General features: G+C 51.0%; 13 protein-coding genes. 2 read left to right on the top strand and 11 right to left on the bottom strand.

Features of this window, described 5'->3' with window-relative positions; genetic code table 11:
- Positions 1-200: 200 nt before the first annotated feature.
- The gene (locus B5E53_RS07560) at positions 201-1,088 is read left to right on the top strand and encodes a TFIIB-type zinc ribbon-containing protein (protein WP_087313735.1); all 888 of its coding nucleotides are present in this window, start codon (positions 201-203) and stop codon (positions 1,086-1,088) included.
- A 147-nt stretch (positions 1,089-1,235) separates the two neighbouring features.
- Here the strand turns inward: B5E53_RS07560 and B5E53_RS07565 are convergent, their stop codons facing one another.
- From B5E53_RS07565 to rpe, 10 genes are all read right to left on the bottom strand, one after another.
- Positions 1,236-1,502: an HPr family phosphocarrier protein gene (locus B5E53_RS07565; protein ID WP_087278394.1), complete on the bottom strand. Its 267-nt coding sequence runs from the start codon at positions 1,500-1,502 to the stop codon at positions 1,236-1,238.
- Between the two features lie 134 nt (positions 1,503-1,636).
- The gene (gene whiA, locus B5E53_RS07570; RefSeq protein ID WP_087313878.1) at positions 1,637-2,593 is read right to left on the bottom strand and encodes a DNA-binding protein WhiA; all 957 of its coding nucleotides are present in this window, start codon (positions 2,591-2,593) and stop codon (positions 1,637-1,639) included.
- 19 nt (positions 2,594-2,612) lie between these two features.
- Positions 2,613-3,488, bottom strand: a complete 876-nt coding sequence (gene rapZ / locus B5E53_RS07575) for an RNase adapter RapZ (protein WP_087313737.1) — start codon at positions 3,486-3,488, stop codon at positions 2,613-2,615.
- Entirely contained in the window at positions 3,485-4,414 is a 930-nt protein-coding gene (gene murB, locus B5E53_RS07580) for a UDP-N-acetylmuramate dehydrogenase (protein WP_087313739.1), read from the bottom strand. Before murB ends, rapZ begins: the two co-directional genes overlap by 4 nt.
- 189 nt (positions 4,415-4,603) lie before the next feature.
- The gene (locus B5E53_RS07585; protein WP_087313741.1) at positions 4,604-5,548 is read right to left on the bottom strand and encodes an ROK family glucokinase; all 945 of its coding nucleotides are present in this window, start codon (positions 5,546-5,548) and stop codon (positions 4,604-4,606) included.
- A 142-nt stretch (positions 5,549-5,690) separates the two neighbouring features.
- Entirely contained in the window at positions 5,691-6,635 is a 945-nt protein-coding gene (hprK, locus tag B5E53_RS07590) for an HPr(Ser) kinase/phosphatase (RefSeq protein ID WP_087313743.1), read from the bottom strand.
- Between the two features lie 217 nt (positions 6,636-6,852).
- Complete coding sequence (gene uvrC, locus B5E53_RS07595; RefSeq protein ID WP_087313745.1) at positions 6,853-8,748, bottom strand: excinuclease ABC subunit UvrC; 1,896 nt, start codon at positions 8,746-8,748, stop codon at positions 6,853-6,855.
- 135 nt (positions 8,749-8,883) lie between these two features.
- On the bottom strand, positions 8,884-10,992 hold the full coding sequence (gene ftsH / locus B5E53_RS07600; protein WP_087313747.1) for an ATP-dependent zinc metalloprotease FtsH: 2,109 nt from the start codon (positions 10,990-10,992) through the stop codon (positions 8,884-8,886).
- 113 nt (positions 10,993-11,105) lie between these two features.
- Positions 11,106-11,936: an Mrp/NBP35 family ATP-binding protein gene (locus tag B5E53_RS07605; RefSeq protein ID WP_087313749.1), complete on the bottom strand. Its 831-nt coding sequence runs from the start codon at positions 11,934-11,936 to the stop codon at positions 11,106-11,108.
- 121 nt (positions 11,937-12,057) lie between these two features.
- Positions 12,058-12,720: a ribulose-phosphate 3-epimerase gene (gene rpe / locus B5E53_RS07610; RefSeq protein WP_087313751.1), complete on the bottom strand. Its 663-nt coding sequence runs from the start codon at positions 12,718-12,720 to the stop codon at positions 12,058-12,060.
- Positions 12,721-13,038: 318 nt separating this feature from the next.
- Here rpe and B5E53_RS07620 point away from each other — a divergent pair, with 318 nt between their 5' ends.
- Positions 13,039-14,199 carry an iron-containing alcohol dehydrogenase family protein gene (locus tag B5E53_RS07620; protein WP_087313755.1) on the top strand — a complete coding sequence of 387 codons (1,161 nt, stop codon included), beginning with the start codon at positions 13,039-13,041 and terminating at the stop codon, positions 14,197-14,199.
- Positions 14,200-14,408: 209 nt separating this feature from the next.
- Here B5E53_RS07620 and pfkA read toward each other — a convergent pair whose 3' ends face one another.
- Positions 14,409-15,401: a 6-phosphofructokinase gene (gene pfkA / locus B5E53_RS07625; RefSeq protein WP_087313757.1), complete on the bottom strand. Its 993-nt coding sequence runs from the start codon at positions 15,399-15,401 to the stop codon at positions 14,409-14,411.
- Positions 15,402-15,449: the final 48 nt, after the last annotated feature.

The following is a 15,449-nucleotide window of genomic DNA, read 5'->3' on the forward strand; positions in this document are numbered from 1 at the left end:
AATGCACATAACAAATGTCACCTGTCTTGCTGAAAATTGTCATGTCTTTTATATGACAAATGTCATATGGCCTGCGTCAAATTACAAAAAAAGACGGTTCTTGACACCGGCGTCATTTTTCTCTATACTTTCCATACCTTATTTCAGTGACAGTAAGAATTACCAAAGTCCGAGAGCTTTATTTATAAGGAGGTTTTGTCATGAAATGCCCAAACTGCGGCCGGCCGTATGAGGAGAACGAGACCATCTGTCCTTCCTGTGGACAGCCATTGAGCAACGCCCGGTATACGCCGGTCGACTCCCATCCCTCCCGCCGGAAAAAATCAAACCAGGAGATACCGGAATCCGGTTCTCCGGACGGCGCAACCCATAAATCAAAAAAGAAAGGCCGGAGGCTCCTTCTGGTTCTTCTGATCCTTATTATTCTCGCTGCCGCCGGCGCCGGAGGATATTTTTACTATATTCATCAGGTCACGGGCCGGTGCGAAGATGCGGTCAGACAAATTTTTACCATGGCCAAAAGTATGGATTTCTCCTCCGTTGACCCGGCTTATCTGCCGGAAGCCCTGCAGGAGAATCCAAACATCCGGGATTATATCAGAGAGTATGTCAACGACACTCTGGAAGAGTATCAGGTCGACGGGATTCTGGATGCCGCCGGCATTGATATTGACACCGATGAGCTGTGCGATGAGATTCTCCAGTCTGCCAGCTATACCATCACCGGCACCCAGACCAGCTACAATCGCTGCACGGTTTCCGTCCACACGGAAAACACAGATTTTTCCACCCTTCCTGAAACCATCGCCGGTGAGATTGAGAATAGTGTCTCCGGCTCCTCGTTCTGGGACAGCCTGCGGGATCTCTTCTCTTCTATTTTTTCCGGACACGGACACGAGGAAGAGAATGAGGAACAGGAGGACAGTAATCTGTTCTCGTCCCTGTACGATGATTTCCGGGAATCCGCTCCCATGACGGAAACCGACGGCACCATCGTCTTCGGCATCGATCACGGACAGTGGACACTGCTTTCCATGGACGAAAAACTTCTTTACAGTTATTATGGTCTGTCGGCGCTGGCGGAATAAAAGCGACGGCAGCAAAACTGTTGTTGAGAAGCCCCTTTCCGCCAAACTGCGCCACACAAAAAAGACGGCAGAGTCATCAAACCAAAGAACTCTGCCGTCTTTTTTATTATATACACTTTGCCCGGGAGATACTCTCCCACGGCATTTTTATTGAGCTTTTATCTCATTATTCAGATATCTCTCTATATGTTCAATCGCCTGCTGCTCGTCGTCACCGGCCGCTGACACGGTGATTTCCTCGCCGGCCGCCAATCCCAGCGTCATCATTCCCATGATGCTCTTGGCATTGACTTTCTTATTTTCCACTTCTACATATACCCGGCTGTCATACTGACTTGCCGTCTGTATAAACAACGCGATGGTGCTAGGGTCCAGACCTGTTGGAATTTTTATTTCCATCCTTTTCGTAATCATTATTTACCTCCTACTTTGAAAAATATGCTGTCTGCCCGGCTTTTTCATCCACAGAGAAACATGTCTTCCGCGGTATCCTAAAGGACAGCCTGTAAAAAAGCCATTTATGTCAGTACCTCTGTCATGGGAGGATTCTAAATGCGTCCACCCTCTCTTAAATGCTGCGCCATCTGGCCCAGCTTTCTTAATCTATGATTCACACCGGACTTCCCCACGGGCGGATGGAGCATCTCCCCCAGCTCTTTCAACGCCGCCTCCGGCTCTTCCAGCCTGGCGTAGGCGACATCCCGCAGATTCTCCGGTAATTTATCTAATCCGACAGTCTTCCTGATATATTCGATATCTTCTATCTGTTTGCGTGCGGCGGAAACCGTTTTGTTTATGTTGGCCGCCTCACAGTTCACTCTCCGGTTTACGGAGTTTCGCACATCCTTTACAATACGTATATTCTCAAACTTCATCATGGCGACATGCGCTTCCATGATGCTGAGGGCATCCGAAATCATGGAACCCTCTTTCAGATATACCACGTGATACTTCTTCCGGAGTACGATTTTGGCTTCCAGTCCGAAAAACTGCATAAAATCTTTCAGCTGTTCCGCCTTCCGTCCGTCCACACAGGTAATCTCAAAATGATAATTTCTCTCCGGGTCTGTCACGGAGCCGGCCGCAAGAAAGGCCCCTCGCAGGAACGCTCTCCGGCAGCATGTTCTGCGCAGAATCGGGTTATCCGTCAGATACTCCTCCTCGTCCATCTGACCCCGGTTATTCATGAGACCTGTAGTCTTTAATACCTGCAGAACGTTTGCCGCTCCCTCCACCGATATGGCGAAGATATGACTCTTTTTCCCGCTCTCATGCTGTGACACCACCACTTTGGGCTGAAAACGAAACGCTTTCTTCAAAAGCAGATAAAATCGTTTGGCAACTGCAATATTTTCTGTCTCCAGAGCGATCAGATATCCGCTGCTCTCTGAGCAGTGCACCCTGGCGCTGAAACTGATGACCGCCGCCAGTTCCGCCACAACACAATGCAGTTCATGACCCGACAGATGAACCAGTTCTTCCTTCACATCTGAAGAAAATGACATCTCCGCATCTGCCTCCCTGTTATTTTTCTTTCCGACGCTGGTCGTTGGCAATATCGCGATGCTCCATGCGGACGCTGTACGGAAGCTTTTTCATCCTCTGATAAATTGCGTTGGTCATGGTAACAGAGCGGTGCTTGCCGCCGGTACAGCCAATGCCCACGATCAGATGATATTTCCCCTCATCCATATAAAGCGGAATCAAAAACTTAAGCATATCTTCCAGCTTATCAAGGAAAATGTGGGCCTCCTTACATCCGAGGACATATTCCTGCACCTCCAGATCGTTGCCGGTTAAAGCTCTCAAATCCGGGTCATAGTAGGGATTTGGCAGAAAACGTACGTCAAACACCAAATCCGTATCAGCGGGTATGCCGTATTTGAAGCCAAAGGAAAGAAATGTAACGATAAAATTGCCGTAATTCTCTTCTTTGACATATATTTTTTCCAGTTCCTGCTTCAGTTCCCGGGTAAGCAGCGAAGAAGTATCAATGATGTAATCCGCCTGCTTCTTAATAAAGGAAATGCGTTCCCTCTCCTGAAGGATGCCGTTCTCCACGCGGCCTTCCCCTGCAAGAGGATGGGTCCTTCTCGTCTCCTTGTAACGCATCACAAGGGTTGCGTTATCGGCGTCCAGAAAGAGAATCTCATAACGAATCCCCAGTTCCTTCAGCACTTCCAGCTGCTCGGACAGCCCTTTTAAGGCGTCCCCGCTGCGGATGTCCACCGTGACGGCCACCTGATTCACATCCACCTTGCGGTCAAATGCGATCTGTCCGAAATTCGGAAGAAGGGCCACCGGCAAATTATCCACACAGAAAAATCCCATGTCCTCCAGCATGTGGAGGGCTGTGCTCTTTCCTGCTCCGGACATTCCGGAAACAATTACAAACCTCACTTTTTCACCTCTGTATCTGTAAATCCCAGCATGCGTACTTCCGGTTCCATCTCCACATCAAACTGCTGCTTCACTTTCTTCTGCACCTGTCTGATCAGGAAGCGAACCTCTTCCGCCGTGGCATTTCCCCGGTTGATGACAAAACCGCTGTGCTTCTCAGAAACCTGAGCCCCACCGACGGTATATCCCTTCAATCCGGTATCCTGAATCAGCTTTCCGGCGAAATAACCTTCCGGACGTTTAAATGTACTTCCGGCGCTCGGGTATTCCAAAGGCTGCTTTGCCTTTCGTGCCCCTGCCAATTCATCCATTCTGTCTCTGATCTGTGTTTTATCCCCCCTTGAAAGACGGATGTGCGCTGCCAACACAACGTAATCCTTCTCAAAAATGACACTGTGCCGGTAGGATAATTCCAATTCCTCCACCGGGAGCACCAGACGTTCCCCCTCCGGGGTAAGAACTTCCACGTCCATGAGAATATCTTTCATCTCTCCGCCGTAAGCGCCGGCATTCATACATACCGCGCCGCCGAGAGTACCAGGTATTCCGGCCGCGAACTCCATTCCGGTCAGTCCGTGCTCCAACGCCTGTCTGGCAACACTGCTGAGCAGCGCTCCCGCCTGGGCGTAAATCACCTCTCCCTCCACGGAAATATCACGAAGGCCTCCCGTATGAAGAATCATCCCACGGAATCCCTCGTCTGATACGAGTAAATTACTTCCATTGCCTACAATAAAAAACGGAACCTTCTCTTCACGGGCCAGACGAATGACATCCCAGAGTTCATCAACATCAGCCGGCTGAACAAAGATGTCCGCCGGTCCTCCGATCCTGAAGCTGGTATGCTTGCTCATAGGCTCTCGTTCCAAAAGGGTTCCTGCTGTAAGCCGTTTTTTTATTTTTTGATAGAATTCCTGTTGTATCATAGTATCTCCTATTTATAAATACATTTGGCAGTCTTCCCTGATGGAAGCCGATTCGGTTGAGGAAAATGATATTTTCCATACCATATGTAGTTATATACTATATCATACTCTAATTCCATGGGAAGTACAATGTTTAAAAAACACAAAATAAAAGCAGACTTCGTGCCTGCCTTTATATAAATCGCCAAATTATTTTCCTGTTTCTGTAATCAATTTCGCACAACCGTAGATTCCCGCATCATTTCCCAGAGTTGCCAGACCAAATTTTGTATCTTTCTGACTACCGAAAACATAGCCGTCAAAATATTTCTTTACGGTTTCTGTGATGATGCTTCCCGCCTTGGACACGCCTCCGCCGATCACAAAGATATCCGGGTCCGTCACGCAGGATACAAAAGACAGCCCTCTTGCCAGTCTCCGGCAGAAATCTTCCGTAAGCTTCACCGCAAAGGCGTCGCCGAACTTCGCCGCATCCAGCACATCTTTTGCCGTCAGGGAATCTGCCTTGCGCAGAACGCTGTCCTCCTCAGAAGCTTCCAGCGCCTTCTTCGCCATACGGACGATTCCTGTGGCGGAAGCATACTGTTCCAGGCATCCTCTTTTTCCGCAGTTGCAGTATTCCGTTTCATGGGTGTTGATGCATATATGTCCGATCTCTCCGCCATAGCCATGGGCGCCGGAAATCATTTTACCGCCGACGATGATCCCTCCGCCGACCCCGGTTCCCAAAGTGACCATCACAACATTTTCATAGCCTTTGCCGCCGCCCTGCCACATCTCGCCGAGGGCTGCCACATTGGCGTCATTTCCCACAGCCACCGGCATGCCAAGGGCTGCTTCCATCTCATCTCTGACCTGTTTTTTGCCCCATCCCAGATTCACGCAGACATCCACGGAGCCGTCTTCCCGGACCGGTCCCGGCACACCGATGCCGATGCCGGCGAAATCCTCCCGGACAAGATTCTTCTGATCCATCATTCCGCAGCAGGAATCTGCCACATCCTGCAGGATGTCGTACTCCTCGCCGGTTCTTGTGGGAATCTCCCATTTCTTCAGAAGTTCGCCCTCTGTGGTGAAGAGTCCAAGCTTCACTGTAGTTCCCCCGATATCTGCTCCAAACGCATATTTTTTCATAATGGTTCTCCTTCTCATATTTTATATTATGTAACTATTCAGCCATGCGCTGTTCAAGGCAAAAAAACAAGAATCCGAAGTGATGGCTGAATAGTTACTATCTTACTTTTTCTGCCGGTCTCCGGCTTTTTGAACTCAGGCTTTATTCCTGCTCATTCTCGTCCTGGGTTCTTTTCAGGCTGCCGGTCACACGGTTGTAAAGCTCCTGTGCAGCATTATAGCCCATCTTCTTGGCACGGAAGTTGATCGCTGCCGATTCCACGATGACCGCCAGATTCCGGCCCGGACGAATCGGGATGGAATAACATACCACCTTGTTGCCAAGGAACTCGATATAGTCCTCATCGAGACCCAGACGGTCATAATTGCCCTCCCGGTTCCAGTCTTCCAGGCGGATGACCATATCGATGGAGGAATTGAGCATCACACTCTCCACACCGAACAGGCTCTTTACGTCCACGATACCGATACCTCTGAGCTCAATGAAATGTCTCGTGATGTCCGGTGAGGTTCCGATCAGTGTGTCATTGCTGACCTTGCGGATCTCCACCACATCATCGGATACCAGACGGTGTCCTCTCCGGATCAGCTCCAGAGCCGCCTCGCTCTTTCCGATACCGCTCTCGCCCATGATCAGCACACCCTCGCCGTACACATCCACCAGCACGCCGTGGATGGAAATACGCGGCGCCAGCTGCTCACTGAGCCACCGTACAGCGCTGGCAATAAAATCAGAAGTAGTCATGGATGTGATCAGGATCGGCACGCCGGCTCTCTCCGCCATATCCAGCATCGTATCGCTCGGTTCCAGTCCCCGGCAGAAGATGATGCACGGAATCTTGCTCTCGAAGATCTTCTCATAGATTGGGATCATATGTTCCGGATCAAACTGCTCCAGATAGGCGTATTCCACCTTGCCGATGACCTGAATACGCTCGGAATCAAAATGCTCAAAAAATCCTGCCAGCTGCAGTGCGATCCGGTTCACGCCCGACTGATTGATATCGATACTGTCCGTATCGATATCCGGCAGGAGATTCTTCAGTTCCATTTTTTCGATAATCTGCGTTAATGTTACTTTATACATGCCATGCTCCTTTATAGATTATTCTTCTTTATTTATCCTGTCCCCGCAATTATAACTTTGTCAATGATACCTGCGGATTGCTCCGCACTCTGTGCTCCCGCAATCCTCTTATCCATTCGCACTCCGCCCTGCCGGGCTTCCTGCTCATGTCTGAGCAGGTTCCAAAGTCATGCTTTTTCATGTACGCATGAAAGCATGACTTTCTGAACCTTTGGTATCATTTTATCACAGGCTGTTCTTCTTTTACAACGTCCCTTTCATGAAAAAACGAAAAGATTTCACCGGCAACCCTGGCGGTAATCCCCTCCGCCTTCATGAGTTCTTCCGGCGCAGCCTGCCGGATCTTGTCAATGTCCTTAAAATAGCGCATGAGCGCTTTCCGTCTCGCCGGGCCGACTCCCTTGATATCATCAAGGACCGAATGGACCTGTCCCTTGCTCCGAAGGCTCTTATGATATTCTATGGCAAAACGGTGGGCCTCATCCTGCAGCCGGGTGATCATCCGGAACGCCTCAGAATTCTTCGGAAATTGTATGATCTCATTATTGTAATACAGTCCTCTGGTCCGGTGAAAATCATCCTTCACCATGCCGCAGACCGGAATGGAAAGCCCCAGCTTTTCCAGTACCTGCAGCGCCACATTGACCTGTCCTTTGCCTCCGTCCATCATGAGAATATCCGGAAACCGGGTGAAACTGCCCAGATTCTGGTCCAGTCCCTTTTCCGAACGCTCCGCCTTCTCCCGGATTCCATGGGAGAACCGGCGTGTGAGAGCTTCCTCCATGCAACGATAGTCGTCGGGTCCCGCCACCGTCCGGATCTTAAACTTACGGTAATCGCTCTTTTTCGCTTTTCCCTTCTCAAATACCACCATGGACGCCACATTTTCATATCCGTTGGTGTTGGAAATATCGAAGGCTTCCATGCGGTTTAAGCCCCGGATGCCCAGGAGCTGTTCCAGCTCGTGGACAGCGCCAATGGTACGGTGTTCTTCTCTTTTTAACTTCTCACTGTCTTTGATGAGAACATTCTGGGCATTCTTGTATGCCAGCTCCATCATCTTATGCTTGGTACCGCGCTTTGGCGTGAGAAAACTCACTTTTCCGCCCCGCTTATCTGACAACCATTTCTCAAGGATCTCCGTATCGGGAACTTCCTCCTGCAGCAGGATCTCCCGGGGAATGAACGGCGTCCCCATGTAGAACTGTTTGACGAAATCCATGAGAATCTCACTTTTCTCACTGTCCCCGATGCCGCCCATATGAAAATGATCCCGTCCCAGCAGTTTGCCGTTCCGGATAAAAAAGATGGCCACCACCGCCTCGTCGCCCGCCTTCGCGAGGGCGATGATATCCCGGTCGTCACCGCCGGTGTCGTTGATCTTCTGCTTCTCTCCGATGCGCTTTACGCTGTTGATCAGATCCCGGTATTCCGCCGCATCCTCAAACTCCATGGCCTGGGCCGCCGCCATCATCTTCTCTTCCAGATCCTGCAGGATCTTTTTGTCATCGCCGTTCAGAAACCGCAGTGCCTGCTCCACATTCTCCCGGTACTGTTCTTTGGAAATGTACCCCTGACAAGGCGCGTCGCACTGCTTGATCTGGTGATAGAGGCACGGCCGCTCCTTCCCGATATCCCGGGGCAGGATCCGGTTGCAGTTTCGGATCTTGTATACCTTATGCATCAGCTCGATGGTTTCCTTCACCGCTCCGGCGCTGGTGTACGGACCGAAATATTTCGATTTGTCCCTCTTTACATTTCTGCAGAAAAGAATCCGCGGATACTCTTCCTGCACGGTAACCCTGATATAAGGATAGCTCTTATCATCTTTGAGCATGGTATTGTAGTGGGGGCGATGTTCCTTGATGAGGTTGCACTCCAGCACCAGCGCTTCCAGTTCCGAATCCGTGATAATATATTCAAAATATGCGATATGAGAAACCATATGTTCAATTTTCACACTTCGCTTATAACTGCTCTGAAAATACTGCCGCACCCGGTTTTTCAGGATCCGCGCCTTGCCCACATAGATAATCTCGTCCTGGGCATTGTGCATCAGATATACGCCGGGTTTGGCCGGGAGCTTTTTCAGCTCTTCCTGTATGTCAAACATAGCTGCCTCCTTTCCCAAATGATCAGACTTCTGGTATCATATCACAAAAACTCCCGGAAATCCACGAATGGATTCCCGGGAGTCCGAAAAGACTTCCGTCGGCGGCCTCTGGCGCCGGCATTGCCTGTCTTTCAATTATTCTTCTTTGAAAGGGATATCCGTCTCAGATACTGACGGTTCCGCTGCCGGTGCATTTTCTTCTGGCAGTTCTGCATCTGCCGGCACCTCAGCTTCTGCTGACGGTTCCGCCGGTACTTTATCTGCCGTTTCCTGCACCTCCGGCGCGTTCTCTTTTCCGCCGGATGCCTCACAGGCCGCAGCGTCTTCCACGGCTTCCTGTGCTGCGCCGTCGCTGCCTGTTGTTTCTTCCGGCAGAGCTGGCGCTTTCTCCGGCTCAGTCTTCTTATATTTGTTAAAGATATTCATGAACTCTTTGCCGGTGATGGTCTCCTTCTCCAGCAGGAAGGCCGCAATCTCGTCCATGGCATCCCGGTATTCCCGGATGATCGCCAGGGCCTTATCATAGGCCTCCTTGAGAATCTTCTGCACTTCTTTGTCAATCAGCGCTCCGGTGGCGTCGGAACAGTTCATCACCGGACGGCCGTCCAGATAACGGCTCTGCACAGATTCCAGTCCCATGAGCCCGAATGTATCGGACATGCCGTACTGGGTTACCATGGCACGGGCAATCTGGGTGGCTCTCTCAATATCATTGGAAGCGCCGGTGGTCACGGAGTTAAATACCACTTCCTCCGCCGCGCGGCCGCCAAAGAGTCCCACCAGTTCGCTGAGCATCTGCTCCTTGCTCATAAGATAACGCTCTTCTTCCGGCATCTGCATGGTGTATCCCAGAGCGCCCATGGTTCTTGGCACAATGGTGATCTTCTGCACCGGCTCTGTCTTTTTCTGCACAGCGATGCTCACAGCGTGACCGACCTCGTGGTATGCCACGATCCGTTTCTCCTCATCGCCGAGAATCCGGTCTTTCTTCTCCTTACCGGCGATGACCACTTCCACGGCTTCCATCAGATCCTGCTGGGTCACCACAGAACGTCCCGCCTTGACGGCTCCCAGAGCCGCCTCGTTGACCATGTTGGCCAGATCCGATCCCACGGCGCCGGAGGTTGCCAGGGCAATCTCCTCAAAGTCCACGGAATCATCCATGAGCACGTTCTTCGCATGTACTTTCAGCGTCTCGATCCGGCCTTTCAGATCCGGACGCTCCACGATGACCCTCCGGTCAAACCGTCCCGGACGAAGCAGCGCCTTGTCGAGGACTTCCGGACGGTTGGTGGCAGCCAGGATCACAAGACCTTTGGAAGAATCAAAACCATCCATCTCCGCCAGCAGGGCGTTCAACGTCTGTTCCCGCTCGTCGTTTCCTCCGCCGTAAGCGGTGTCACGGCTCTTACCGATGGCGTCCACCTCATCGATGAAAATGATACAAGGCGCCATGGACTGGGCCTGCTTAAACAGGTCACGCACACGGGACGCGCCGACGCCGACGAACATCTCCACGAAGTCCGAACCGCTCAGAGAGAAGAACGGCACATTGGCCTCACCGGCCACCGCCTTGGCCAGCAGGGTCTTACCGGTTCCCGGAGGGCCCACCAGAAGAGCTCCCTTCGGCAGCTTGGCACCGATCTTTGTATATTTACCCGGATTGTGAAGGAAGTCCACCATCTCCGAGAGGGTCTCCTTCGCCTCATCCTGTCCCGCCACATCCGCAAATGTGACGCCGGTCTTTTTCTCCACATATACCTTGGCGTTGCTCTTGCCGACGCCGCCCATCATGCCGCCGCCCTTTCCGATACCGCGCATCACAAAGAACATCATGGCATATATGAGCGCAAACGGAAGCAGCCATCCCACTACAACCTGTGTGATCAGGGACGAACCGGAGTCGTCCTGCTTCTCAAAGTGAATGTCCGCCGCCAGCAGGCGGTTGGTCAGCTCGGAATCCGGAAAGACCACCGTGTAATATACGGTCTTCACCAGCGGATTCTCCTGCTTCTTCGGCTCAATGAGCACCCGGCTGTCCGTCAGCGTCACACTCTTGATCTCCTTCTTGTCCAGCATGTCGACAAATTCATCATAGGTGATTTTTTCCTGCTCGCCGTTCCGGTAACGGTTCATCACCGTCGAAAAAAGCACCGTAAGCCCCAGACAGATCACCAGCATAATCAACGCTGATTTCAGGTTCTTCTTTTTATTGGGGTCGTTATTCTGATTATTATTATTCATTTATTCCTCTTCATTCCTCCATGATGCGGCTGTATGCCGGCATATCCTCTCCCCAGACGCCGGCATGCTGCCGTATACACTGACACCTTCTTTCCCAGAGGCTGACAGGTACTTTACAGGTTCTCCAGCAGCTTCACCGCATCCTTCATATAATCTCTTTCTGTAAATTCTATCTTTCCTGCATCACAGGCAGCCGCCAGTTCCGGATCCATCGGAATCTTTGCCAGCACCGGAACCTGATACTGGGCCGCGATCTCATCAATATGGCTCTCGCCAAAGACATAGATCTTTCTGCCGCAGTCCGGACATTCCACATAGCTCATGTTCTCCACCAGACCGAGAATCGGGATATTCATCATTCTTGCCATGTTTGCGGCCTTCTCAACGATCATTCCCACCAGCTCCTGCGGGGAAGCCACGATGATGATGCCATCCAGAGGCAGAGACTGGAAAATAGTCAGCGGTACATCGCCGGTTCCCGGAGGCATATCCACAAACATATAGTCAATGTTCTGCCAGAGGGTCTCTCCCCAGAACTGTTTGATCACTCCGCCAAGGACCGGTCCTCTCCAGATGACCGGATCTGTCTCATTGGCCAGAAGCAGGTTGACAGAAACCATATCAATACCCATGGCTGTGGAACCCGGAACGATCAGACCGTCGATATTTCCCACCAGATTCTCATGGACGCCGAACGCCTTCGGAATGGAAGGTCCTGTGATATCGCCGTCAAGGATCGCTGTCTTATATCCTTCCCGCATGGTCGCACAGGCAAGCAGGGAAGTTACCATGGATTTACCCACGCCGCCCTTTCCGGACACAATGCCGATTACCTTTTTTACGGAGCTTCCTTCGCTCAGTTTTACACGGAAATCTTCCGGGCTGCTCTGCCTTTCTGCGCAGTTTTCGCTGCAGGAACTGCAGTCATGTGTACATTCACTCATTTCTCTTTACCTCTCTTTCTCTATATGAGCGGATACAGCCGCTCCCCCTGTCACAGCTTTTCCCCTGAATGAGGGCAATGGTTCCGGGCATAGGATGGATGATCCGCCCGCTCCTTCACACTCAGGCCAGCTGCTCCATGATTTTTTTCATATTTTCTGTGATATCTCCCTCAAAGACCGCCGAGCCGCAGACAAAAATATCCACGCCGCATTCTGACAGTCTCTTTACATTGGAAGCATTGATTCCTCCATCCACTTCGATCTTGACAGACAGTCCTTTCTCGTCGATCATGGCGCGCAGCGCGCGGATCTTCTCATCGCAGTAGGAAATGTACTTCTGTCCTCCAAAGCCCGGATTCACCGTCATGAGAAGAACCATATCCAGTTCCTCCAGGACATAATCCAGAACATGGAGCGATGTGGACGGATTCAGGGAAACCGCCGCCTTCTTCCCGCAGGCCTTGATCTGCTGGATCACCCGGTCAAGATGCGTGCAGGCTTCCGCGTGAACGGTAATGATATCGGCGCCCAGACGCGCGTACTCTTCCACATATCTTCCCGGATCTTCCACCATCATATGCACGTCAAAAACCGCATCGGTGATCGGCCGAAGCGCCTTGATGACCGGTGTTCCAAAAGAAATCTGCGGAACAAACATTCCATCCATCACATCAATGTGTATATATTGTGCCCCCGCTTCCACGGCAGTAATCACATCCCGTCCCAGATCAGTGAAATCTGCTGATAAAATGGACGGTGCCAAAATAGTTTCTCTTTTATTCATAATTGATACCCCTTTTTTCAATGGCCTTCCGGCCCTTGTACCATCATAACATAAATCATCGATACTGCAAGTCGAAAATCACAAAAACACGGAAAGTTCACGAATGAACAACTTTCAGCCGGGGTGCTCCCCTGGTAAAAGCTGAGCCTCCGGCGGATCGCAGAGGCGCGCAGATGAAAACTCCTTCGGAGCGTGCGCCCTGCGGCAGATACGCTGGCGGCATACCTGGATCTTTTTTGCCGGAAAATCCGCAATACGCACGCGCATCCGCTTTGTGTATGTTATAATAAGGCAAAAAAAAGAAAGGAAGAATCATCTATGCAATTTTTTGCTCCAACCCGCGTCTATCTGGAAAAAGACTGCGTGGCAAATCATAAAAATGAACTGCTCTCTTACGGAAGCCGTGCTTTCATCATCACCGGAAAACATTCCTCCAAAGCCAACGGCTCCCTGGACGATGTTCTCTCCATTCTGGACGAAGCTTCCGTTCCATATCTCATTTATAATGATATTGAGGAAAACCCTTCCGTGGAGACCGTGACCAAAGCTGCCGGAATCGGAAAAGACTTTCAGGCGGATTTCGTCATCGGCATCGGCGGCGGTTCCCCGCTGGACGCCGCCAAAGCCATCGCCCTGCTCATGGCCAATCCACAGGAGGACGCCGGATGCCTCTACGAATCCAAAGAGCTGACAGCGCTGCCGGTCGTCGCCATCCCGACCACCTGCGGTACCGGTTCCGAAGTCACCCCGAACGCCGTGCTGACCCGGCACGCTTTTAAGACGAAAAAGAGTATCAGCCATAACATTTATCCAAAACTGGCTCTGGTGGATGGCAAATATCTCTCCTCCGCCAGCAGCAATCTGATCATCCACACGGCTGTGGACGCCCTCGCCCACTGCGTGGAGAGCCGTCTTCACACCAAAGCAAATGTATATAATCACATGTTTTCCGAGTACGGCCTGAGTCTCTGGGGCAAACTCGTCCCGGTCCTGGAACAGATTTCCGCCGGACCGGACGCTGTTCCTTCCTCACTGTCTGAAAAAGACCGGACTCCTGCGGACCTGCTGTCCGACGCGGACCGGGAAACCTTCATGCTGGCTTCCACCGTGGCAGGCATGGCCATCGCCCAGACGTCCACATCCCTGCCTCATGCCATCAGCTATGAGATCACTTACAATCAGGGCGTTCCTCACGGAATGGCCTGCGGCATTTTCCTCGCCGCCTACATGGACGAGTACGCCCGCAATAATGCGGAAGATGTCAACCGGGTCCTCTCGCTGCTGGGCTTTCCTTCCACCGATGATCTGGGCGCCTTCCTGCGTAAGATTCTCGGCACCGTGACCATCACAGAAGCAGAATGTGATCTCTACGCAGATAAAGTCATGGCCAACACTTCCAAACTGTCCACCTATCCGTTCGCCATTGACCGGGATGGTATCGTCAGGATCATCAGACGTTCCCTTACCATTACCGCATAACACCAGAGATATCAAAGAGGCTGTTTCACAGTGCAGCAAACCGGAGATTCCGGCTGCACTCTGTGTAAACAGCCTCTTTTTACATGTTATTTTACATGTTATTTCTTACAATGATATACTATCTTTCTATCGATATGCTATCTTTAATATTGCAGCGCCTCTTTGATGATGCGCTGCCTTGATATGGTGGTATCTCTTCGATACGATGCCTATCTTCCCAGTACCTGGGCGATCTGGAATTCGTATTCATCCACGTCTTTTGCCATGCCCAGAGCATCCTCGATATCGTAATCGATATACTGGCCGTTTCTGTAACCTACCACACGGTTTGAAGCGCCGGCACATAATAAGTCAACAGCCAGTGCTCCCATGTAAGAAGCATATACACGGTCCTTTGCTGTAGGAGCGCCGCCTCTCTGCATGTAGCCTAAGATCGTTGCTCTTGTCTCAACGCCGGTTCCCTGCTCGATACGTTTTGCCATACCGTAAGAATGTCCGATTCCCTCTGCATTGATGATCAGATGATGTTTCTTTCCAAGAGCTTTCTTTTCCAGAATGCTGTCGATCAGTTTTGCCTCCAGTTTTGGACGGTTACCGTCAAAACGTTCCGGAATGATAATATCTTCCGCACCGGATGCGATTCCGCACCACAGAGCGATGTAACCTGCGTTTCTTCCCATAACCTCGATGATGGAACATCTCTCATGGGATGTGGAAGTATCACGGATCTTGTCAATGGCTTCCATTGCAGTATTTACCGCGGTATCAAAACCAATGGTATACTCTGTACAGGCGATATCCAGGTCGATGGTTCCCGGAAGAGCGACTGTGTTCACACCGTGCTGCGCCAGCTTCTGCGCGCCGCGGAAGGAACCGTCTCCGCCGATGACAACCAGTCCGTCAATGCCCTCTTCATGAAGAATCTCTGCTGCCTTTTTCTGGTATTCTTCCTGTTTGAACTCTTCACATCTTGCTGTGAAAAGTACTGTACCACCTCTGGAAATAATATCTCCGGTGAAGGTTCTGTCCATATCAAAAATCTCACGGTTCAGCAGACCGCTGTAGCCACGTTTAATGCCCTTTACTTTTACGCCTCTGTCCCATGCGGTTCTTGCAACAGCTCTGATCGCCGCGTTCATTCCAGATGCGTCTCCACCACTTGTCAAAATACCAATTGTGTCTACTGCACTTGTCTTACTCATAGATTACCTCCATAACTTTGTGTATTCCCTAAATTAAATTCTGTAGAA

Origin of the sequence: Eubacterium sp. An11 (genome assembly GCF_002161065.1) — a bacterium.
In the GTDB taxonomy this organism is placed as follows: domain Bacteria; phylum Bacillota; class Clostridia; order Lachnospirales; family Lachnospiraceae; genus Anaerobutyricum; species Anaerobutyricum faecale.

What these genes read in the sequence shown, in the direction of transcription:
- B5E53_RS07585 (WP_087313741.1), bottom strand. Translation starts at nt 5,548, where the DNA reads ATGAAAAAATATGCGTTTGGAGCAGATATCGGGGGAACTACAGTGAAG.
- rpe (WP_087313751.1), bottom strand. Translation starts at nt 12,720, where the DNA reads ATGAATAAAAGAGAAACTATTTTGGCACCGTCCATTTTATCAGCAGAT.
- murB (WP_087313739.1), bottom strand. Translation starts at nt 4,414, where the DNA reads ATGATACAACAGGAATTCTATCAAAAAATAAAAAAACGGCTTACAGCA.
- B5E53_RS07560 (WP_087313735.1), top strand. Translation starts at nt 201, where the DNA reads ATGAAATGCCCAAACTGCGGCCGGCCGTATGAGGAGAACGAGACCATC.
- ftsH (WP_087313747.1), bottom strand. Translation starts at nt 10,992, where the DNA reads ATGAATAATAATAATCAGAATAACGACCCCAATAAAAAGAAGAACCTG.
- hprK (WP_087313743.1), bottom strand. Translation starts at nt 6,635, where the DNA reads ATGTATAAAGTAACATTAACGCAGATTATCGAAAAAATGGAACTGAAG.
- pfkA (WP_087313757.1), bottom strand. Translation starts at nt 15,401, where the DNA reads ATGAGTAAGACAAGTGCAGTAGACACAATTGGTATTTTGACAAGTGGT.
- whiA (WP_087313878.1), bottom strand. Translation starts at nt 2,593, where the DNA reads ATGTCATTTTCTTCAGATGTGAAGGAAGAACTGGTTCATCTGTCGGGT.
- uvrC (WP_087313745.1), bottom strand. Translation starts at nt 8,748, where the DNA reads ATGTTTGACATACAGGAAGAGCTGAAAAAGCTCCCGGCCAAACCCGGC.
- B5E53_RS07620 (WP_087313755.1), top strand. Translation starts at nt 13,039, where the DNA reads ATGCAATTTTTTGCTCCAACCCGCGTCTATCTGGAAAAAGACTGCGTG.
- B5E53_RS07565 (WP_087278394.1), bottom strand. Translation starts at nt 1,502, where the DNA reads ATGATTACGAAAAGGATGGAAATAAAAATTCCAACAGGTCTGGACCCT.
- B5E53_RS07605 (WP_087313749.1), bottom strand. Translation starts at nt 11,936, where the DNA reads ATGAGTGAATGTACACATGACTGCAGTTCCTGCAGCGAAAACTGCGCA.